Here is a 21624-nt window from a genome sequence, read left to right as displayed (position 1 = left end):
CTTACCTGCTGCGCGCCGCGATTTCGCTTAGACGATCAAGCGTCGCGGTTTCCGGCAGCCAGCCCTGCGAGATGAGCAGGGAAGGGTCGCATATCTGTGTCGCCGTCATGCTCTCCCAAAACGCCCGCTTGCCTAGCGCCACCGCGGCCATCCGCATCAGGCTGGCCGGTACGGCAGTCAGGCGCACCGGCCGCCCAAGTCCCTTACGGAAGGCGCTTACGACGGCTGCCATCGACACCGGGGACACGTCGCTGGCTATATAGGCAGGGCTAAGCGGCCCCGGATGAGCCAACAAATGCCGCACGGCTTGCGCCGCTGCGTCGGCCGACACCAGCGAGCGGGTTCCCGTCAGAATACCCGTCGGCAGCGGCAGGCTCGTATCGGCCAGGCGTAGCAGCATCGCCAGATTGCCTTTCATGCCGCTTGCGTAGGCGGCAGGCAGGCGCAGCACGGCGGCGTCGGCGCGGCCGTGCGATGCATAGGCGTCCAGGACCCTGATCTCGCCCTCGCGTTTCGAGCGCCCGTAGGCGCATTGCGGATCGGGGACCGCATGCTCGTCGATCGTTGCACTGACGCGGGCGCCGATCACGGCCCGGACCGATGACAGTTGGATGAAGCGTCCGCTTGCCTGCATGGCAGCCGCATGCGCCAGTCGCGCGCTCAACTCCGCGTTGGCGGCTCGGTAGTCGGCTTCGGTGGCCCCGCCGTGATCATTGTTCAGGCCGGCGCAATGAACGACGTCCGTGACATCACGGGTAACGGCAAGAAAGGCCTCGGCCGGCGCATCGAAACGCGGCAAGGCGACGATGTCGCTGCCCGAACCGAGCCTTTCAGGATAGCGCGAGGCGAGGCGAACCTCCACGCCTGCCTCGCGAAGCCTTTGCACGACGAGACGTCCGATGAAGCCCGATGCGCCTGTGACCAAGACCTTCATCGCCTTGCCCGGAGCCGTTATTGCGTGACTGGCGGATGTGGCATCTCTTCCGGCAACGGGGCCTGGCGGCCCGACGCAAGATAGGTCCCGGACACCAGGAAGACCATGAACACCGAGTCCAGGATGTCTTGGCCGATCAGGATGCCCGTCATTCCGGCCGTCAGATAGGTGATCACCAGGACGACGACCATGGTGGCGCCAAAGCGCTCGATCGGGTCGGCGCTGTTGCGCAGAACCAGGGCGGCGTTTCTGGCGGCGACGGCAAAGATCGCCGCCAAAGTCACGGCGCCCAGGATGCCCGCCTGCACCAATGCGGTCAGAAAACCGTTGTGGAAATGGTTGTAGCCCTGCGACTTCGCGAACAGGTCTTGAAAACCTTGGTTGATCAAAGGCCGACTGGCACCCACTCCATGTCCGAACAAGGGCATGTCGCGGAATGCCTTCAGGCCGATGTCCCAAAGGGCAACACGTATTCCAAGCGAGGTGTCGGAATTGCCGTGCGCCCCAAGCGCGTCCCAATCAGAGCGCAGAAAATCGAATCTGTCGGATATCGTATGGAAGCCGATAGCGGCGACCGCGACGCCAATCGCCGCCAGCAGAAGCAGCAGACGAACGGCATTCTTCCCTTTCAGCCAATGCTGGTTGATCAACAGCACGGCAATGCCGGAAATCAGCAGCGCCAGCCAGATGATGCGCGTGCCGGAATAGATGATGGCGATCGTTCCGCCGAGCGCTGCGCAGATCAGCGCACTCCTGTGTCTTTCGATGCCCGACAGGGCACCGGCCACGCAGGCCATCACTGCAAGGCAGACGACCGTGGCGAACACGATCGCATTTCCCGCTCCGCCCTCCGCCCTCATCCCGATCCAATATTGCTGGATGATTGCCAACAGCAGCGCGACGAAACAGGCGGCCATGCTGCTGAGGATGATGATCCGGACAAGGGTTGTTTTCTGCGTAATGCTCCAGGTTGAATAGGAGAGGGGGAAAAACAGGAAGGTGACGAGCGGAATGAGATGCGGCGCATCCCTGACGATTGCGTTGTTGGCGAGCGAAGCCAGGAGATTTGCCGCGCAATAGGCATAGATCGCGACCGTGAGCGCCATCATCGCTCGGTCGATGTTGAAGCGCCTCTTTTTCGAGGCGATCAAAAGAACCGACCACAGGCCGCCGCCGTTGAACACGAAGCTCACCGCCGACCCCAGGACCGGTGGAAAAAAGAAGCAAGCGATGGAAAAATAGATATTGATCCGCGAGGGCGAGAATTGCTGCCTTATCGATGAAAGCTGGCTCAAGGGCGGCTCACCATTCTCGGACGCTTCACACGGCGGATTGTCTGACGGCGGCGAACATAGCCCTGCCGAAATTGCCCGTGTCGCATCGTGCATCTGCCCGCTTTCAGTGGCCGGTATAGCGGCTTGGGTCTTTTCCTGAAAGTGCATCAGGGCCGATTGCCACCGAAAATCGGCAGCCGCTGACAGACGATCGGATTGGGCGCGGCGAGACTGCGTGCTTTTCATCAAGCAATTTTTTCCCCCGCATTTTCTCAGCCGCCGGCGTGACAAGCAGGAATTTCCGGATTTTGACGCATGGATGGAAAATTCATTCCCGAACCACTCCTTGCCGGGCGCGTCTTGCATTGTTCTGGGCAGCGGCGATCTGCTAGAACGCCCGCAAGAATAACATTGTCCAGAAGCAAGCTTGAACCGGGCGCGAAGCTCGATGATTTGATGCCAGGTCTTCTGTCGGAAGGCACGAGAGAACGCTAGACAGGCCATGACAACAGCGCTTACGCACCTGCAGCGGCTTGAGGCCGAGTCAATCCACATATTCCGTGAAGTCGCGGCCGCCTTCGCCAAGCCGGTCATGCTCTATTCCGTAGGCAAGGACTCGTCCGTGCTGATGCACCTGGCGATGAAGGCGTTCTATCCCGCCAAGCCGCCCTTTCCGTTCCTTCATGTCGACACAACCTGGAAATTTCGCGAGATGATCGCCTTTCGCGATCAGATGGCGCAAAAACTCGGCTTCGATCTCCTGGTTCACGTCAACCAGGATGGCGTGCGCGACAACATCAATCCCTTCGATCATGGCTCGAACACGCACACCCATGTGATGAAGACAGTGGCGCTGCGCCAGGCGCTCGACAAATATGGTTTCGATGCCGCCTTTGGCGGCGCTCGCCGCGACGAGGAAAAATCGCGCGCCAAGGAGCGCATCTTTTCCTTCCGCAACGCCCAGCATGTCTGGGATCCGAAGAACCAGCGCCCCGAAATGTGGAAGATCTTCAACACCCGCATCGCCACGGGTGAATCGATCCGCGTCTTTCCGCTGTCCAACTGGACCGAGCTCGACATCTGGCAGTACATCCTGCAGGAGAACATCCCGATCGTGCCGCTCTATTTCGCCAAGCAGCGGCCGGTCGTCGAACGCGATGGCATGCTCATCCTCAAGGACGACGATCGCATGAAATTGCGCCCCGGTGAGACGGTCGAGAACCGGCTGGTGCGCTTCCGCACGCTCGGCTGCTACCCGCTGACCGGCGCCATCGAATCGGAAGCCGACACGCTCGAGGCCATCGTCGGCGAGATGCTGACCGCGCGCACCTCCGAACGGCAGGGCCGCCTGATCGACCGGGACGAAGCCGGCTCGATGGAAAAGAAGAAGCGCGAGGGGTATTTCTGACCATGCGCCACATCATGGCAAAGAGCCTCGCACCTACCGACGGCGTCCGCGACTATCTGGCGGCGCAGGAGAAGAAGTCGCTGCTGCGCTTCCTCACCTGCGGCTCCGTCGACGATGGCAAGTCGACGCTGATCGGCCGCCTGCTGTCCGACACCAAGCAGATTTTCGAGGACCAGCTCGCCGCGCTCGAACGCGATTCGCGCAAGCATGGCACGACCGGCGACGACATCGATTTCGCGCTGCTGGTCGACGGCCTCGAAGCGGAGCGCGAGCAAGGCATCACAATCGACGTCGCCTATCGCTTCTTCGCCACGCCAAAGCGCAAATTCATTGTCGCCGACACGCCCGGCCACGAGCAGTACACGCGCAACATGGCCACCGGCGCCTCCACCGCCGACCTGGCGATCGTGCTGATCGATGCGCGCCAAGGCGTGCTGCGCCAGACCAGGCGCCACTCGATCATCGCCTCGCTGCTCGGCATCCGCCATATCGTGCTGGCCGTCAACAAGATCGATCTCGTCGATTTCGATCAGGCGGTCTTCGACCGGATCACGCAGGACTATCAGCAGTTTTCGCGCGATCTCGGCTTTGAGACCATCGTGCCGATCCCGATGTCGGCGCGCTACGGCGACAACGTCACCGGCCGCTCCGACAGGATGGAATGGTATTCCGGCCCGACGCTGATCGAACATCTCGAAACCGTTTCGGTCGACGAGGCCGCGGCCGAGTTGCCGTTCCGTTTTCCGGTGCAGTACGTCAACCGTCCCAATCTCGATTTTCGCGGCTTCGCCGGAACGATCGCCTCGGGCGCGATCTCGCAAGGCGACGAGGTCGTCGTCGCCAAGTCTGGCAAATCCTCCCGCGTCAGGCGCATCGTCGCGCAGGGTGGCGACCTTGTCCAGGCGGTTGCCGGCCAGGCCATCACGCTTGTCCTCGATGACGAGGTGGAGATTTCCAGGGGCAACATGCTGGTGGCGCCTGCCGCACGCCCGCAGGTCGCCGACCAGTTCGCCGCCAACATCGTCTGGTTCGACGAACATGCGCTGCTGCCGGGCCGCTCCTATATCCTGCGCACCGAGACCGACCAGACCAGCGCCACCGTCACCGATCTGAAATACCGGGTCAATGTCAATGATTTTGCCCGTGAAGCTGCCAAGTCGCTCGAGATGAACGAGGTGGGCATCTGCAACATCTCGACGCGCACGCCGATCGCTTTCGACACCTTCGCCGAGAACCGTACCACCGGCGCGTTCATCCTGATCGACCGCATCAGCAACGCTACGGTCGGCGCCGGCATGATCCTGCATTCGCTGCGCCGTGCCGAGAACATCCATTGGCAATCGCTCGATGTCGGCAAGCGGGTACGTGCCGACATCAAGAACCAGCGGCCCGCCGTGTTCTGGTTCACCGGGCTGTCGGGCTCGGGCAAATCGACCATCGCCAACCTGTTCGAGAAGAAGCTGTTCGCCTCCGGGCGCCATACCTACATTCTCGATGGTGACAACGTCCGCCACGGCCTCAACCGCGATCTCGGCTTTACCGACGCCGACCGCGTCGAAAACATCCGCCGTGTCGCCGAAGTGGCCCGCCTCATGGCCGATGCAGGGCTGATCGTCATCGTTTCCTTCATTTCGCCCTTCAGCGCCGAGCGGCGCATGGCCCGCGAATTGATGGCCGAAGGCGAGTTCGTCGAAGTGTTCGTCGACACGCCGTTCGAGGAATGCGCCAGGCGTGACCCGAAAGGCCTCTACGCCCGCGCGCTCAATGGCGAGATCAAGAACTTCACCGGTGTCGACTCGCCTTACGAAGCGCCGGAAAAACCGGAAATCCATCTGAAGACACTCGGCAAATCGGCCGAGGAGATGGTAGATGCCCTGGAACACTGGCTGAACGAGCGTGACATTGCCGAAGACCAATACGACAATGGCGGCGGCATCTGACGACAGGTCGATGCTCGAAATTTTCGAGGGGCTCGCTTTGGCGGCCGGCCGCGAGGTCATGCGTGTGTTCCACGCCGGCTGCGCGGTCGACCAGAAATCAGATTCCTCGCCGGTGACCGAGGCGGACCGCGAGAGCGAGAAGATCATTCTGGCCGGATTGCGTGCCGCCTTTCCCGACATTCCCTGCGTGGCCGAGGAGGAAGCATCCGCCGGCGTCGTGCCGCCGGACCTGGACGGGGCTTTCTTCCTGATCGATCCGCTGGACGGCACCAAGGAATTCGTCAATCGCCGCACCGATTTCACCGTCAACATCGCGCTTGTCCGTCATGGCGTGCCGGAGGTCGGCGTCGTCTTCGCGCCCTGCACGGGGCGCTTCTTTTCCGGGCTGCCGGGGAGGGCGGAATGCCTCGAAATAGATGGCGACTACCGCATCGCTTCTCGCCGGCCGATTTCTGTGAGAGCGTCTGCGACGCCGCTGGCTGTGGTTGCGAGCCGCTCCCACAACACGCCCGAAACCGAAGCCTATATTCGCGACCTAGGCGTCGCTGAGATCGTCTCTGTCGGCTCGTCGCTGAAATTCTGTCTGGTCGCCGGTGGCGAAGCGGACATTTATCCGCGTTTCGGTCGTACCATGGAGTGGGATACCGCAGCCGGCGATGCCGTGCTGCGCGCCGCCGGTGGCATCACGCGCACGCTGGACGGACAGCCCTTGATGTATGGCAAGCGAAACCAGGGCGGCGATGCGGATTTCGCCAATCCGCATTTCATCGCCAGCGGCAGGGCAGGGGCAAGCCCCGCCTGAAGCCGGCTGGTTACTCGGCCGCGGCCTGCGCCGAGTTCGATCCGACATAGTTGCGGATTGTCTCGATGATCCGGTCCTGATCGGCTTCGCTGAGATAGGGGTGCATCGGCAGGCACAGGATGCGCTTCGGCAATTGCTCGGATACGGCAAGGCCGGTCGGCGTTCTCGGATAGTCGCGATAGGCGATCTGCTCGTGCAGCGGCTTCACATAGTAGATGACCGACGGAATGCCTTTTTCGCCGAGATGAGCCTTCAGCCCGTCGCGCTTGGGCGTCTCGATGGCGTATTGCGCCCAGGCCGAGCGGCTGCCATCCAGGTTGCGGGCTGCCGTGACGACATCGCCAAGCCCTTCCGCATAACGGTTCGCCACCGTTTGCCGGGCAACCATCTCATCCTCGAGAATGGCGAGCTTTTCGATCAGGATCGCGGCCTGCAGCGTGTCGAGCCGTGAATTGATGCCGACCCGGATGTTGTCATATTGCGTCTCGCCCTTGCCGTGGAAGGCGAAGGAGCGCAGCTTGTCGGCCAAGGCATCGTCGTTGGTGAACATCGCTCCACCGTCGCCGTAGCAGCCGAGCGGCTTCGCTGGATAGAAACTGGTCGAGCCGACCGTGCCGAACGACCCGCACATCTTGCCGTCCGCCGAACCGCCCATCGACTGGGCGGCATCCTCGATCACCATCAGGCCCTCCCGATCGGCGATCGCCATGATGGCATCGTAGTCGGCGGCAAGGCCGAAGAGGTCGACCGGAATGATCGCCCTGGGCTTCAGCCGGCCTTCGTTCTTGATCATCGTGATCGCCGCCTCGAGGCTGGCGATATCGATGTTGTAGGTGTTGGGATCGACGTCGACGAACACCGGCTCGGCCTTGGCCAGCGCTACCACTTCCGCCGTGGCGGCAAAAGTGAAGCTCGGAACGAACACGGCATCGCCCGGGCCGATCCCGGCGGCGAACAGCGGCAAAAGCAGTGCGTCGGTGCCGTTGGCGCAGGCCACGACATGCTTGACGCCGACATAGGCGGCGAGCTTTTTCTCGAATTCGGCTACCTGGGGACCGAGGATATAGCGGCCGTCCTCAACGACATGGTCGATCGCGGCCTTCAGCCGGTCGCGGATTCGTTCGCGCTGTGCGCCAAGATCGATGAACTGCATGTCGTCCTCAAACGATTTTTAACCAGGCGGTCTAACCTCGGCCCGCTGGTATCAGAGTTGCGCCTGCCGAGAAAGCCGGGCGCGCGGAGCGACAAATTGCCCGGTCATGGCGGTCTGTTACCGGATTTCCCAGTGCTGGTCAGCCAGACGCCGGAAATCCGGGCTTCGTCGGGCGCAATTACGAGTTTATAACCCCAGAGTCGACCCTGCGAAACATAAAGTGATCGACCGGCTCAATCCATGTTGGGCCTTTACCGAGGCCCGAACCTGGGTCAGCCAAGGCCTGAGAAGGGCAAGTCCGCTGTGCCGCAGCTATCCGAGGATAGGAATTTTTTCTTGACGGGGTGAAGGCAACTATGCTACATATTTGCCTATGGTGCTGAGTTGCGCCAGGGACCCGCCGCACAGGCGGGTTTTTCTTTACCACTTCATCAACAGCGCGCCGGGAAGTTCCAGGGAACCCGTTAATTCGGAGTCGTTGCCCTGGAGCGCTGCTCAGGCGATCTCATGCCGCCAGGGCGGATTGGCGCCGGCCCGCGCCACGGTTACCGCTGCTGCCTTGGCACCAAGCACCAGCGCCTTGCGGATAGCGTCCTGCGATAGCCCGGAGATTGCCGTCTTCGTCAGCAGGCCTTGTTCGTGCAGGGAGGCGAGGATGCCGGCATTGAACGTATCGCCGGCGCCGACCGTATCGACCACCTCGACTTTTTGCGGCGTCACGCTGACCATGTGATCCCTGGTGTAACCGACGGCGCCTTCGGCGCCATGGGTCACGACGATCAGCTTGGGGCCGCGGTCGAGCCAGTTGCGCACGACATCCTCGTGCGAGCCGGCTTCGTCGAACCAGTGAAGATCTTCATCCGAGAGTTTTACGATATCGGCCATCGCCATCATCTCGCGAATACGCTTCAGATGCTTCGCCTTGTCCGGGATGAAGTTCGGCCGGATGTTGGGGTCGAGCATCATGACGCGACGACCATGCTCGCGCTTCATCAATTCCTCGTAGGCGGCGCCCGCCGGGTCCGAAATAAGGCTGATGGCGCCGAACAGCATGGCCTCGATCTCCGGACCGAGTTGCGGCAGATCCTCGACGGTCAGCATGCGCCCGGCGGTGTTCTCATCGTAAAAAGTGTAGGTTGCCTGGCCATCGTTCAGCCGCACGAAGGCGAGGGTCGTGGGCCGGGGCGAAGTGTGCGCATAGGTGGAACTGACTTTGCTCGCCCCGAGCGCTTCGCGGAGCTGGCCGCCGAACAGGTCCGACGACAGGCCCGAGAAGAAGCTGGCAGGAGCGCCCAGCCGACCGAGCGCAATGGCGGTGTTGAACACCGCACCGCCGACATAGGGTGCGAAGGCCCGTTCTCCCTCCGTCGTCGTGCGCGGCAGCATATCGATCAGGGCCTCGCCGCAGCAAAGGATCATCGTCTTGTCGTCTCCGGCGGATGGATCACACCCTTGCGGATGATGATGTTGGCGTGGAGCCTGGGTTCGCTGGTCGCGACGATGGCGTGCGCGGCCCTGACGCGTGCATAGAAGTCGGCACCGGCCAGCGCAACCACCTTGCGCCCGGGCGCGCGTTTTGCACACAGCACTTCAATTTCATGATGCACGGGATCGGCGAGCGAAGGGTCGCCCTTGGCCGAGGCGCGAAACAGCGCCTCCGGCACGACGTCATCGACGGGCAGCACGCTCAATATGGCGTCCAGCACCGGCATGAGATGATGGCCGTCGGCCCGCACCAGCCGCCTTGCCTGCTCTTCGGCCGGGTAGTTTCCATCGACCAGGGCGATTTCGTCGCCATGCCCCATCCCACGCAGGATCGCCAGAAGCTCCGGACCGAGCAGCGCCGGAATTCCGATCAGCATTCAGATGCTCCTGGAAATCGTGGTCGAACCGATCAGGAAGCGCTCGGATAGTGGCAGGCTGGCGCCGCCGAGAGCGCGCGCGTGAATGCCGACGGTGCCTTCGCGGACGTTTGGCAGTTTCAATCCCTCGGCATCGATCGTGTCGATGGTTGCGATGACGGCGTCGACCAGCCTGCGGCGCACCTCTTTCGGCATCCAGCCGTCGATCACCGCCGCCTCGAAGTCGATGACGGACGACGCCGCGACGATCGCATAGGCGAGCGCCCGCGAGGCGTTTGTGATCCAGTCGCCGAGCTCGGCGCCGATCTCGCCCCAGTCCTCGGGCGACGTCCACAGATGCGACGCCTCGACGCCACGCGCATTGAGCGCTTTTTCGAGCATGGCGATCGAGGCCACGTCGATCAGTTGGGTCGGCTTTCCCTCCGGTCCGGGCACCGGCATGGAGCCCAGCGCGCCGGCGTTGCCGGTCGGACCGCCAAAGAGTCGTCCGTTGAGGACGATGCCGCCGCCGGCAAAGGCGCCGATATAGAAATAGACGAAATCACGCGGGGCGCCTGCCTGGCCGAAGACCAGCTCCGCGCCGCAGGCCGAAGTGGCGTCGTTCTGCAGATAGACCGGAAAATCGCATCGCGCCTGGATCTCCGCGCGGATATCGCGATGGCGCCATTCGTCCATGACGTCGCGCGGCGCGCCGGCGGTATCGGCCCAGTTCCAGAGCTCAAACGGCATGGCGATGCCGAGCCCCGCTATGCGCTTGTCCTGCGCGGGCGAAAGCTCGCCACGCATCTTCTTCATGCCTGATGTGACGAAGTCCACCGTCTCGCGCGGGGCAGGGTAGCGGTAGGAATGCTGCAGCATCGAACGCACATTGCCGAGGAAATCGATCAGCACGAGTTCGGCGCTGCGGCGGCCGATCTTCAGGCCGATGAAGAAGGCACCTTCAGGATTGAGCGCCATGGGGATGGAGGGCTGGCCGATCTTGCCGCGCAGCGGCGCCTGCCGCAGCAGCAGGCTTTCCTCCTCCAGCTCGCGCATGATGACGGAGACGGTTTGCGCCGACAGTCCGGTCATGCGAGCGATGTCGGACTTCGCCAGGCTGCCATGCTGGCGCACCAGCGACAGCACCAACCGCTCATTGTGGTCCCGCATGCCGCTCTGGTTGGTGCCGCGGTGAATAAGGCTCTCATTCGCCTCGGGCGAACCATGCCTGGCAATGGCCGTCTCCACCCTGTTTCCTCCCGTCTTTCCCCTCAATGCTTTTGGGGCAGAATGTGCGAACGGCGCAAGGCTGTCAATAATAAATAAGAGTGATTTAATTATTGACAGGGAGATCGGTCTGGTGTCATTTGAGGCAGGCATCCGTACCGGGAGAGGTTGCTTGGATGCCGGAGGGGTGCCGGTTGGCCGGCATCTGAAATGTTCCACTGGGAGGAAATCGTGACCAATACAAAACTGTTGAAGTCCACCGTTTTCGCGGCGGCTGCTCTGGGCCTGATGGCATTCGCCTCGTCCGCATCCGCGGCCGGTGTCGGCGCCTGCCTGATCACCAAGACCGACACCAATCCCTTCTTCGTCAAGATGAAGGAGGGTGCGACCGCCAAGGCCAAGGAGCTTGGTGTCGACCTCAAGACTTATGCCGGCAAGATCGACGGCGACAGCGAAAGCCAGGTCGCGGCGATCGAGAGCTGCATCGCTGACGGCGCCAAGGGCATCCTGATCACCGCGTCGGACACCAAAGGCATCGTGCCGACGGTGAAGAAGGCGCGTGATGCCGGCCTGCTGGTGATCGCGCTCGACACGCCGCTCGATCCGATCGACGCCGCCGACGCGACCTTTGCCACCGACAATTTGGAGGCCGGCAAGCTGATCGGCGCCTGGGCCGCCGCGACGCTCGGCGACAAGGCCAAGGACGCCAAGATCGGCTTCCTCGACCTGACCCCCTCGCAGCCGACGGTGGACGTGCTGCGCGACCAGGGCTTCATGATGGGCTACGGCATCGACGTGAAGGATCCCAACAAGATCGGCGACGAGGATGACGCGCGCATCGTGGGCCATGACGTCACCAACGGCAATGAGGAGGGCGGCCGTAAGGCGATGGAGAACCTTCTGCAGAAGGATAACACCATCAACGTCATCCACACCATCAACGAGCCGGCCGCGGTCGGCGCCTATCAGGCGCTCAAGGCCGTCGGCCTGGAAAGCCAGGTACTGATCGTCTCCGTCGATGGCGGCTGCCCCGGCGTGAAGTCGGTGGCCGAAGGCGTCATCGGCGCGACATCGCAGCAATATCCGCTACAGATGGCGGCGCTCGGCATCGAGGCCATCGCCAACTTCGCCAAGGACGGCACCAAGCCGAAGCCGACCGAAGGCAAGAACTTCTTCGACACTGGCGTCAACCTGGTGACCGACAAGCCGGCCAATGGCGTGAAGTCCATCGACACCAAGGAAGGCCTCGCCAAGTGCTGGGGCTGATGCCGGTCTGACTGGTAACGAAAAACGAAGCGGCCGGACTTGATCCCCGGCCGCTTCGGGTGGACGATTGTCGCGTGACCGCGAACAATCCCGGCAGGAGACCGGAAAGGCGTGGACGGGTGTCGCCGCGTGGCTGATACCCTACGGGGAGGAAACATGTCTCAAGCTCAGGAATTCGAGAAGGTTCTCTCGGGCAGCGACACGAGCGTTGCCGCGTTTGACGAGCATAAATCGGCGGTCAGACGCATCCAGCATTTTCTGCATTCGACGCCGGCCGCGGTGCCGCTGATCGTTCTGGTCCTGGCGATCATCGTGTTCGGCCTCACCATTGGCGGGCGTTTCTTCTCGTCCTACACGCTGACGCTGATCCTGCAGCAGATCGCAATCGTCGGCATTCTGGGTGCCGCCCAGACCCTGGTCATCCTCACCGCCGGCATCGACCTGTCGATTGGTGTCATCATGGTGATTTCAGCCGTGATCATGGGCAATTGCGCCGTCAGCTACGGCCTGCCGACCGTGCTCGCCGTGGCGATCGGTCTTGCTGCCGGCGCGGCTTGCGGACTGGTCAACGGACTGCTGGTCGCCAACATGAAGCTGCCGCCCTTCATCGTGACGCTCGGCACCTGGAACATCGTCATGGCGACGAACTTCATCTATTCGGCCAATGAGACGATCCGCGACACCGACGTAGACGTCCAGGCGCCGCTGCTTCATTTGTTCGCCTTGAGCTTCAAGGTCGGCTCGGCGGTGCTGACCGCCGGCGTCATCGCCATGGTCCTGCTTGTTCTGCTCCTCTGGTACGTGCTCAACCACACGGCCTGGGGCCGCCATGTCTATGCCGTCGGCGACGATCCCGAAGCAGCCAAGCTGTCGGGCATCCAGACCAAGAAAGTGCTGATCGCGGTCTACACGCTCGCTGGCCTGATCGCGGCTTTTGCAGCCTGGGTATCGATCGGGCGCAACGGCTCGATCTCGCCGTCCGCAGCCGTCACCGACTATAATCTGCAGGCCATCACCGCGACCGTTATCGGCGGCATTTCCCTGTTCGGCGGCCGCGGTTCGATCCTGGGCACGCTGTTCGGCGCCATGATCGTCGGCGTCGTCTCGATGGGCCTCAACATGCTGGGCGCCGACCCGCAATGGAAGGTGTTGCTCACCGGCGTGCTGATCATCGGCGCCGTCGCGATCGACCAGTGGATCAGAAAGGTTTCGGTGTAGCCATGACTCAACAGCCCATTCTCACCGCCCGCGGCCTGGTCAAGCGCTATGGTCGTGTCACAGCGCTCAATAATTGCGACTTCGATCTCTATCCCGGCGAGATCCTCGCCGTGATCGGCGACAATGGCGCTGGCAAGTCGACGCTGATCAAAGCGATCTCGGGCGCCGTCGTTCCCGATGAGGGAACGATCGAGCTCGACGGCAAGCAGGTGCTGTTCAGGTCGCCCATCGAAGCACGTGAAGCTGGCATTGAAACCGTTTATCAGAACCTGGCGCTGTCGCCGGCGCTGTCGATCGCCGACAACATGTTTCTCGGCCGTGAGATCCGCAAGCCCGGCTTTGTCGGCCAATGGCTTCGCATGCTCGACCGTCCGGCGATGGAAAAGCGCGCCCGCGACAAGCTGACTGAACTCGGCCTGATGACCATCCAGAACATCAGCCAGGCGGTAGAGACGCTATCGGGCGGCCAGCGCCAGGGCGTGGCAGTGGCGCGCGCCGCCGCTTTCGGCTCCAAGATGGTCATCATGGACGAGCCGACGGCAGCACTTGGCGTCAAGGAAAGCCGCCGCGTGCTGGAACTCATCCTCGACGTGAAGAAGCGCGGTCTGCCGATCGTGCTGATCTCGCACAACATGCCGCATGTCTTCGAAGTGGCAGACCGCATCCACATCCATCGGCTGGGTCGTCGGCTGTGCGTCATCGATCCCAAACAACATACAATGTCCGATGCCGTCGCCTTCATGACCGGTGCAAAGACGCCGCCGGAGGCGGCGCTGGCGGCCTGAACCGCCAAATTGCCGCTGGGTAAGTCGGCTCCGGCTGACTTAAATCGATTGAACGTTTGCTGCAATGCGGTAGCATGGGCTGGGATGAATGATGAAAGCCGGTATGATCGTGGCAACCGCACGAGAGGCAGCATGACGCGCACGATGACATCCGACCCCCTCCCGCCACTGCTTGAAAATCCCGATCCCAAGACCCTCGCAAGGGAAGTCTTGATGGCCCTCAAATACAGGGTCGGCAAGGACACCACCGTCGCTACCCAGTACGATTGGCTGACCGCCTCGATCAAGGTCGTGCGCGACCGCATCGTCGATCGCTGGATGCAGGCGACGAAAGAGGCCTACGCCCAGCAGGAAAAGCGCGTCTATTACCTTTCGCTGGAGTTCCTCATCGGCCGCCTGATGCGTGACGCCTTCTCCAATCTCGGCCTGATGGAGAACATGCGCGAGGCGTTGTCGTCGCTGGGTGTGGAACTCGACCTCATCGCCACGCTTGAGCCGGATGCAGCACTTGGCAATGGCGGCCTCGGCCGGCTCGCCGCCTGCTTCATGGAAAGCATGGCCACCGTCGATATTCCCGCGCATGGCTACGGTATCCGCTACGCCAACGGCATGTTCCGCCAGGAGATCCATGACGGCTGGCAGGTAGAATTGCCCGAGACCTGGCTCGATCACGGCAATCCCTGGGAGTTCGAGCGCCGCGAACGGTCGTTCGAGGTCGGGTTCGGCGGCTCGGTGGAATCGGTCACCACCAGGGATGGCCGGCTGGAACGCCATGTCTGGAAGCCGACCGAGCATGTGCTGGCCGTTGCCTACGACACACCCGTCGTCGGCTGGCGGGGGAATCGCGTCAACACACTGCGGCTTTGGTCGGGCATGCCGGTCGATCCGATCCTGCTCGACAAGTTCAACGCTGGCGATCACATCGGCGCACTCGCCGAAAGCAACAAGGCCGACGCGCTGTCGCGCGTGCTCTATCCCGCCGATTCCCACATGGCAGGGCAGGAACTCAGGCTGCGGCAGGAATATTTTTTCTCCACTGCTTCGCTGCAGGACATCGTGCAGCGGCATCTCAGTCAATATGGCGACCTGAAGTCGCTGCCCGACAAGGCGGCAATCCACCTCAATGACACCCACCCGGCGATCGCCGTGCCGGAGCTGATGCGCCTTCTGATGGACGTCCACGGCATGGATTTCGACCAGGCCTGGAACACCACCAAACGCACCTTCGGCTATACCAACCACACGCTGCTGCCGGAGGCGCTGGAGAGCTGGCCGGTGCCGCTGTTCGAGCGGCTTTTGCCGCGCCATATGCAGATCGTCTACGCCATCAATGCGCAGGTGCTGCTCGAGGCGCGCGGCACCAACCAGTTCTCCGGCGAGCAGATCAGCCGCATCTCGCTGATCCAGGAGAATGGCGACCGCCGCGTGCGCATGGGCAATCTCGCCTTCGTCGGCTCGCATTCGATCAACGGCGTCTCGGCGCTGCATACCGAGCTGATGAAGGAAACGGTATTCGCCGACCTGCACACGCTCTATCCCGACCGCATCAACAACAAGACCAACGGCATCACACCGCGGCGCTGGCTGATCCAGTGCAACCCAGGTCTGACCGCACTCGCCCGCGAGGCGATCGGCGACCGCTTCCTGGATGACATCGAGGCCATCAAGGGGCTCGATGCCTTTGCCGACGATACTGCTTTCCGCGAAAAATTCGCCGGCGTGAAGCGGCAGAATAAGGTGAAGTTGGCCAATCTCGTCGCCGAGCGGCTCGGTATCAGGCTCGATCCCTCGGCGCTGTTCGACATTCAGGTCAAGCGCATCCACGAATACAAGCGCCAGCTCCTGAACATCCTCGAGGCGGTCGCGCTCTACGACCAGATCCGCTCGCATCCGGAGCGCGACTGGATGCCGCGCGTGAAATTCTTCGGCGGCAAGGCGGCGCCCAGCTACCACAACGCCAAGCTGATCATCAAACTGGCCAATGATGTCGCCAGGGTCATCAACCGCGATCCGGCCGTTCGCGGCTTGCTCAAGGTGGTGTTCGTGCCGAACTACAATGTCAGCCTCGCCGAGATTATGATGCCGGCCGCCGACCTTTCCGAGCAGATCTCGACCGCCGGCATGGAGGCTTCGGGCACCGGCAACATGAAGTTCGCGCTGAACGGAGCGCTGACCATCGGCACGCTCGACGGCGCCAATGTCGAAATCAAGGAGTGCGTCGGCGACGACAACATCTTCATCTTCGGCCTGACCACGGCGGAGGTCGCCGAGCGCCGCAACAATGGCTATGATCCGCGTGCCGTCATCGAGGCATCTTCCGAACTGTCGCAGGCGCTCGCGGCCGTTTCATCGGGCGTCTTTTCGCCTGATGATCCCAACCGCTACCGCGATCTCATCAACGGTCTCTACGACAGCGACTGGTTCATGGTCGCGGCGGATTTCGACGCCTATGCCGCTTGCCAGAGAGACGTCGACGCCGTCTGGCGCAACAGTCCGGACTGGTACGCCAGGGCAATCCATAACGTCGCGCGCGTCGGCTGGTTCTCTTCCGATCGCACGATCCGCCAATACGCGAAAGACATCTGGAACGTGCCTGTCTGATGTGATTGCATGAAGCGACGAACGATGTGGTCCTGGGTGTGAGTTCGAACGCCGAATTTATACCTTAAAACAAACATTTGGTGCCCGGGGAGGGACACTGCCCGATGAGGAAACCGCGCGCGACCGCTGCGACAAGCGGGCCGGACGGATCGGCGCCGGCCAGCGATGTCGCGGCGATTGTCGCCGGCACGCACGGCGATCCGTTTGCGGTCCTCGGCGTCCATGAGGTCGGCAAGAACCTGTTTGCCCGCTGCTTCGTCCCGCATGCGGAGTTCGTCACCGCCTATACGCTGACCGGCATGATTGCTGGTGAATTGTCCAGGCGTGACGATGGCGGCTTTTTCGAAGGCAAGCTGTCGATCAGGAAGCGCCAGCCGTTGCGCTATCACGCCAGGAATGCCGGCGGCGACTGGTGGCTGACCGATCCCTATTCTTTCGGCCCGGTGCTCGGTCCGATGGACGATTACTACATTGCCGAGGGCTCGCATCTGAGGCTGTTCGACAAGCTCGGCGCGCATGTCATCGAGCACGAAGGCGCCACCGGCGTGCATTTCGCCGTCTGGGCCCCCAACGCAAGGCGCGTCTCGGTGGTCGGCGATTTCAACGACTGGGACGGCCGCCGCCATTCGATGCGCGACCGCCGGGACACCGGCATCTGGGAGGTGTTCATCCCCGATATCGGCGCCGGCAGGCCCTATAAATACGAGATCATCGGCCCCGATGGCGTGAGGCTCCCGCTCAAGGCCGATCCGTTTGCCTTCAAGTCCGAACTGCGCCCGGCGACCGCTTCGGTGACCGCTGCGTCGCCCGCCCATCAATGGGGCGATGAGGCGCATCGCAGTTTCTGGCGCAATGCCGATCCCCGGCGCGAGGCCATCTCCATCTACGAGGTCCATGCCGGCTCCTGGCAGCTTCGCGATGACGGCACGTTTCTGTCATGGGATGAACTGGCCGACCGGCTGATCCCCTATGTCGTCGAGACCGGCTTCACCCACATCGAGTTCATGCCGATCTCCGAACATCCCTATGATCCTTCCTGGGGCTACCAGACGACCGGCCTCTACGCACCGTCGGCCCGCTTTGGTGACCCGTCCGGCTTTGCCCGCTTTGTCGACGGCGCCCACCGTGCCGGCGTCGGCGTCATCCTCGACTGGGTGCCGGCGCATTTTCCGGTCGACGAGCATGGCCTCATCCATTTCGACGGCACCGCGCTCTACGAACATGCCGATCCGCGCCAGGGTTTTCATCCCGACTGGAACACGGCGATCTACAATTTCGGCCGCCGCGAAGTGGTGTCGTTCCTGGTCAACAACGCGCTGTTCTGGGCCGAAAAATACCATGTCGACGGACTGCGCGTCGACGCGGTCGCCTCGATGCTCTACCTCGATTATTCGCGCAAGCAAGGCGAATGGATCCCCAACGAGAAGGGCGGCCGCGAGAACCTCGAGGCGGTCAGCTTCCTGCAGAAGATGAACAAGGAGCTCTACGGCCACCATCCAGGCGTCGTGACCATCGCGGAGGAATCGACCTCGTGGCCGAAGGTCTCGGCTCCGGTCCATGAAGGCGGGCTGGGCTTCGGCTTCAAGTGGAATATGGGCTTCATGCACGACACGCTGGAGTATTTCTCCAAGGAGCCGATCTTCCGCAAACACCACCACAACGACCTCACCTTCGGCCTGGTCTATGCCTTCTCGGAAAACTTCGTGCTGCCGCTCTCGCATGACGAGGTCGTGCACGGCAAAGGCACGCTGCTTGGCAAGATGGCCGGCGACGATTGGCAAAAGTTCGCGACCTTGCGCGCCTACTACGCTTTCATGTGGGGCTACCCCGGCAAGAAGCTGCTGTTCATGGGCCAGGAGTTCGCGCAGCGCCGCGAATGGAGCGAGGCGCGCGCGCTCGACTGGAGTCTTCTCGATTTCCGCTCGCATCGCGGTGTCTGGCAGGTGGTGCGCGACCTCAACTATCTCTACCGCTCGCGTCCGGCCCTGCACGGCCGCGATTGCGAGCCGGAAGGCTTTTCCTGGCTGATCGTCGATGACAGCCAGAATTCCGTCTTTGCCTGGCTGCGCAGCGCGCCGGGAGGCAATCCGGTCGCGATCATCTCCAATTTCACGCCGGTGCCGCGCGACAATTACCGCGTGCCGCTGCCGAAAGCAGGCACATGGCGCGAAATCATCAATACGGACGCTTCCGAATATGGCGGATCCGGCAAGGGCAATGGCGGCGCCGTCGAAGCGCGGGCGGTGGAGGGGGGCATCTCCGCAACGATGCTCTTGCCGCCGCTGTCGACGATCATGCTTGAACTGGTCGCGGAACAAGCCATGTCGAGACCGGGTAACTTGGGAGGGTAGAAATGGCAAACTCGAAACGAACCCAGCCGCTGGCCCGCGACGCCATGGCTTATGTGCTGGCCGGCGGCCGCGGCAGCCGCCTCAAGGAACTGACCGACCGGCGCGCCAAGCCGGCGGTCTATTTCGGCGGCAAGACCCGCATCATCGATTTTGCGCTCTCCAACGCCCTCAACTCCGGCATCCGCCGCCTCGGCGTTGCAACCCAATACAAGGCGCATTCGCTGATCCGCCATTTGCAGCGCGGCTGGAACTTCCTGCGGCCCGAACGAAACGAAAGCTTCGACATCCTGCCGGCCAGCCAGCGCGTGTCGGAGACGCAGTGGTATGAAGGAACGGCCGACGCGGTCTACCAGAACATCGACATCATCGAGGCCTATGGTCCGGAATACATGGTCATCCTGGCCGGCGACCACATCTACAAGATGGATTACGAGATGATGCTGCGCCAGCATGTCGACGCGGGCGCCGATGTCACGGTCGGCTGCCTCGAAGTGCCGCGCATGGAGGCCACCGGCTTCGGCGTCATGCATGTCGATGCCAAGGACAACATCATCGCCTTCGTCGAAAAGCCCGCCGATCCTCCCGGCATTCCTGACAAACCCGAGTTCGCCCTGGCCTCGATGGGCATCTACGTGTTCAAGACCAGGTTCCTGATGGAGCAGTTGCGCCGCGACGCGGCCGAGCCCGGCTCGAGCCGTGACTTCGGCAAGGACATCATTCCCTATATCGTCGAGCACGGTAAGGCGATCGCCCACCGCTTCGCCAAGTCGTGCGTGCGTTCGACCGCCGAGAACGAGGCCTACTGGCGCGACGTCGGCACCGTCGATGCCTATTGGGAAGCCAATATCGACCTGACCGACGTGACGCCCGAACTCGACCTCTACGACCGCGACTGGCCAATCTGGACCTATGCCGAACTGAAGCCGCCGGCGAAATTCGTCCATGACGAGGATGGACGGCGCGGCTCGGCCGTGTCCTCGCTGGTGTCGGGCGACTGCATCGTCTCGGGCGCCACGCTCCGCAAAAGCCTGATCTTCACAGGCGCGCGCATCAATTCCTATTCGACACTGGAAGAGGTCGTCATGCTGCCCGACGTTCATGTCGGCCGGAACGCAAAGTTGAAGCGCGTGGTCATCGACCACGGTGTAAGGATACCGGAAGGGCTGGTGGTCGGTGAGGATCCCGTGCTCGACGCCAAGCGCTTCCGCGTTTCGGAAAAGGGTATCTGCCTGATCACGCAGGACATGATCAACAAGTTGTCAACCTGATCAGGTTGATCAACAAGCTGTCACTTTAGGGTGGTTTGTGCATGTCCTAGCCCAAGAACCGCTGCACGGTTGTAGGCTACATGCACCAGGAGCGGTTCGGTAAGCGCATGCAGGTTCTGTCGGTCACGCCCGAGATCTTTCCGCTGATCAAGACCGGCGGGCTTGCCGATGTGACCGGCGCGCTGCCCGTCGCGCTGGCCGCCAAAGGCGTGACCATGCGCACGCTTATTCCGGGCTTTCCCATGGTGATGGACGCCTTCAAGAAAAAGAAGGCTGTCTACAAGTATCCGCTGCTGCAGGGCGGCAAGGCCTCGGTCCATTCTGTCCAGCTTGCCGGGCTCGATCTTTTCGTGCTCGATGCGCCGCATCTGTTCGATCGCCCCGGCGGTCCCTACGGCAATGCCGCGGGTGCCGATTGGCCGGACAATTGGCGCCGTTTCGCAGCGCTCAGCCAGGCCGGCGCCGATATCGCCGGCGGCGCCATCTCCGGTTACATGCCCGATATCGTGCATGCCCATGATTGGCAGTCGGCGATGACGCTGGCCTATATGCGCTACGGCAAGGCGGTGGGCACGCCGTCGATGATGACCGTCCACAATCTCGCCTTCCAGGGGCAGTTCGGCGCCGGCATCTTCGGCGAACTCGGCCTGCCGACGGCGGCGATGGCGCTTGACGGCGTGGAATATTATGGCGGCGTCGGCTTCCTCAAGGCCGGCCTGCAGGCCGCCTGGGCAATCACCACCGTCAGCCCGACCTATGCGCAGGAAATCCGCTCACCCGAATTCGGCATGGGTCTCGACGGCCTCATCAACATGCGTTCCAGCGATCTCTATGGCATCGTCAACGGCATCGACACCGCCATCTGGAACCCGGAAACCGACAGGCATCTGGTGTCGAACTATACGGCCGCCTCGCTCAAGGCGCGCGCGCCCAACAGGGCCGCTGTCGAGGACCGTTTCGGGCTCGATCGCGACGGTAGCCCGATCGTCTGCGTCGTCAGCCGCCTGACTTGGCAGAAGGGCATGGATATATTGGCGACGGCGGTCGACGGCATCGTTGCGACGGGCGCGCGGCTGGCCATTCTCGGCTCGGGCGATGCCGGCCTCGAAGGCGCGCTGCTCGCCGCTGCCGCGCGCCACCGCGGCCGCATAGGCGTGGTCGTCGGCTATGACGAAGGCCTGTCTCATGTCATGCAGGGCGGCTGCGACGCCATCGTCATCCCGTCGCGCTTCGAGCCTTGCGGACTGACGCAGCTTTATGGCCTGCGCTATGGCTGCGTGCCGGTGGTCGCCCGCACTGGCGGCCTCGCCGATACCATCATCGACGCCAACGAGGCGGCGATTGCCGCCGGCGTGGCGACCGGGTTCCAGTTCGCGCCCAACGATGGCAGCGCGCTGCTTCACGCCATCCGCCGCCTGGCCGACGCCCATGCCAGCCCCGCGATCTTCGAGGCCATCCAGCGCCAGGGCATGAAGACCGACCTGTCCTGGGATCGAAGCGCTGACAAATATGTTGAACTCTATCGCCTGCTGCTTTCGAAAAGGGTTGTTTGAAGC

16 protein-coding genes are annotated in these 21624 nt (G+C 62.6%); 10 read left to right on the top strand and 6 right to left on the bottom strand.

The window, feature by feature from the left end; all coding sequences use genetic code 11:
- Window position 1: 1 nt before the first annotated feature.
- Complete coding sequence (locus FJ964_RS14310) at window positions 2-934, bottom strand: NAD-dependent epimerase/dehydratase family protein (RefSeq protein ID WP_140550974.1); 933 nt, start codon at window positions 932-934, stop codon at window positions 2-4.
- Window positions 935-951: 17 nt separating this feature from the next.
- Window positions 952-2229, bottom strand: a complete 1278-nt coding sequence (locus FJ964_RS14305) for an O-antigen ligase (RefSeq protein ID WP_140551301.1) — start codon at window positions 2227-2229, stop codon at window positions 952-954.
- Window positions 2230-2710: 481 nt separating this feature from the next.
- Between FJ964_RS14305 and cysD the strand changes: the two genes are divergently transcribed.
- The 3 genes from cysD to cysQ are packed head-to-tail and all read left to right on the top strand — an operon-like array spanning window position 2711 to window position 6358.
- Window positions 2711-3616, top strand: coding sequence for a sulfate adenylyltransferase subunit CysD (cysD, locus tag FJ964_RS14300; protein WP_140550973.1), 906 nt, complete (start codon window positions 2711-2713; stop codon window positions 3614-3616).
- A gap of 2 nt (window positions 3617-3618) precedes the next feature.
- Window positions 3619-5556 (top strand): sulfate adenylyltransferase subunit CysN, encoded by a 1938-nt coding sequence (gene cysN / locus FJ964_RS14295; protein ID WP_181172469.1) that lies wholly within the window; start codon window positions 3619-3621, stop codon window positions 5554-5556.
- 10 nt (window positions 5557-5566) lie between these two features.
- Window positions 5567-6358 carry a 3'(2'),5'-bisphosphate nucleotidase CysQ gene (gene cysQ, locus FJ964_RS14290; RefSeq protein ID WP_181172468.1) on the top strand — a complete coding sequence of 264 codons (792 nt, stop codon included), beginning with the start codon at window positions 5567-5569 and terminating at the stop codon, window positions 6356-6358.
- A 10-nt stretch (window positions 6359-6368) separates the two neighbouring features.
- Here cysQ and FJ964_RS14285 read toward each other — a convergent pair whose 3' ends face one another.
- The 4 genes from FJ964_RS14285 to FJ964_RS14270 all read right to left on the bottom strand — a co-directional run bounded on the left by FJ964_RS14285 (window position 6369) and on the right by FJ964_RS14270 (window position 10600).
- Window positions 6369-7511, bottom strand: a complete 1143-nt coding sequence (locus tag FJ964_RS14285; protein WP_140550970.1) for a DegT/DnrJ/EryC1/StrS aminotransferase family protein — start codon at window positions 7509-7511, stop codon at window positions 6369-6371.
- Window positions 7512-8006: 495 nt separating this feature from the next.
- Window positions 8007-8930, bottom strand: coding sequence for a carbohydrate kinase (locus tag FJ964_RS14280; protein ID WP_140550969.1), 924 nt, complete (start codon window positions 8928-8930; stop codon window positions 8007-8009).
- A complete protein-coding gene (locus tag FJ964_RS14275) occupies window positions 8927-9373 on the bottom strand; it encodes an RbsD/FucU domain-containing protein (RefSeq protein ID WP_140550968.1) in 447 nt (148 codons plus the stop codon). The genes FJ964_RS14280 and FJ964_RS14275 overlap by 4 nt, the downstream gene beginning before the upstream one ends.
- A complete protein-coding gene (locus FJ964_RS14270) occupies window positions 9374-10600 on the bottom strand; it encodes an ROK family protein (RefSeq protein WP_140550967.1) in 1227 nt (408 codons plus the stop codon).
- A 228-nt stretch (window positions 10601-10828) separates the two neighbouring features.
- Here FJ964_RS14270 and FJ964_RS14265 point away from each other — a divergent pair, with 228 nt between their 5' ends.
- The 7 genes from FJ964_RS14265 (at window position 10829) to glgA (ending at window position 21621) form a co-directional block, all read left to right on the top strand.
- Entirely contained in the window at window positions 10829-11845 is a 1017-nt protein-coding gene (locus FJ964_RS14265) for a sugar ABC transporter substrate-binding protein (protein WP_181165177.1), read from the top strand.
- Between the two features lie 156 nt (window positions 11846-12001).
- Window positions 12002-13063 carry an ABC transporter permease gene (locus tag FJ964_RS14260; protein WP_140550966.1) on the top strand — a complete coding sequence of 354 codons (1062 nt, stop codon included), beginning with the start codon at window positions 12002-12004 and terminating at the stop codon, window positions 13061-13063.
- Window positions 13064-13065: 2 nt separating this feature from the next.
- Complete coding sequence (locus FJ964_RS14255) at window positions 13066-13848, top strand: ATP-binding cassette domain-containing protein (protein WP_140550965.1); 783 nt, start codon at window positions 13066-13068, stop codon at window positions 13846-13848.
- 132 nt (window positions 13849-13980) lie between these two features.
- Entirely contained in the window at window positions 13981-16449 is a 2469-nt protein-coding gene (locus tag FJ964_RS14250) for a glycogen/starch/alpha-glucan phosphorylase (protein ID WP_140550964.1), read from the top strand.
- A 104-nt stretch (window positions 16450-16553) separates the two neighbouring features.
- The gene (gene glgB, locus FJ964_RS14245) at window positions 16554-18800 is read left to right on the top strand and encodes a 1,4-alpha-glucan branching protein GlgB (RefSeq protein ID WP_140550963.1); all 2247 of its coding nucleotides are present in this window, start codon (window positions 16554-16556) and stop codon (window positions 18798-18800) included.
- Between the two features lie 2 nt (window positions 18801-18802).
- Window positions 18803-20068: a glucose-1-phosphate adenylyltransferase gene (glgC, locus tag FJ964_RS14240; RefSeq protein WP_140550962.1), complete on the top strand. Its 1266-nt coding sequence runs from the start codon at window positions 18803-18805 to the stop codon at window positions 20066-20068.
- Window positions 20069-20175: 107 nt separating this feature from the next.
- The gene (glgA, locus tag FJ964_RS14235) at window positions 20176-21621 is read left to right on the top strand and encodes a glycogen synthase GlgA (RefSeq protein WP_140550961.1); all 1446 of its coding nucleotides are present in this window, start codon (window positions 20176-20178) and stop codon (window positions 21619-21621) included.
- Window positions 21622-21624 lie beyond the last annotated feature (3 nt).

Origin of the sequence: Mesorhizobium sp. B2-3-2 (assembly GCF_006442295.1) — a bacterium.
GTDB lineage: Bacteria > Pseudomonadota > Alphaproteobacteria > Rhizobiales > Rhizobiaceae > Mesorhizobium.
The sequence above is the reverse complement of the archived record's forward strand: the minus strand, read 5'-3'. Positions and strand labels throughout refer to the sequence as shown.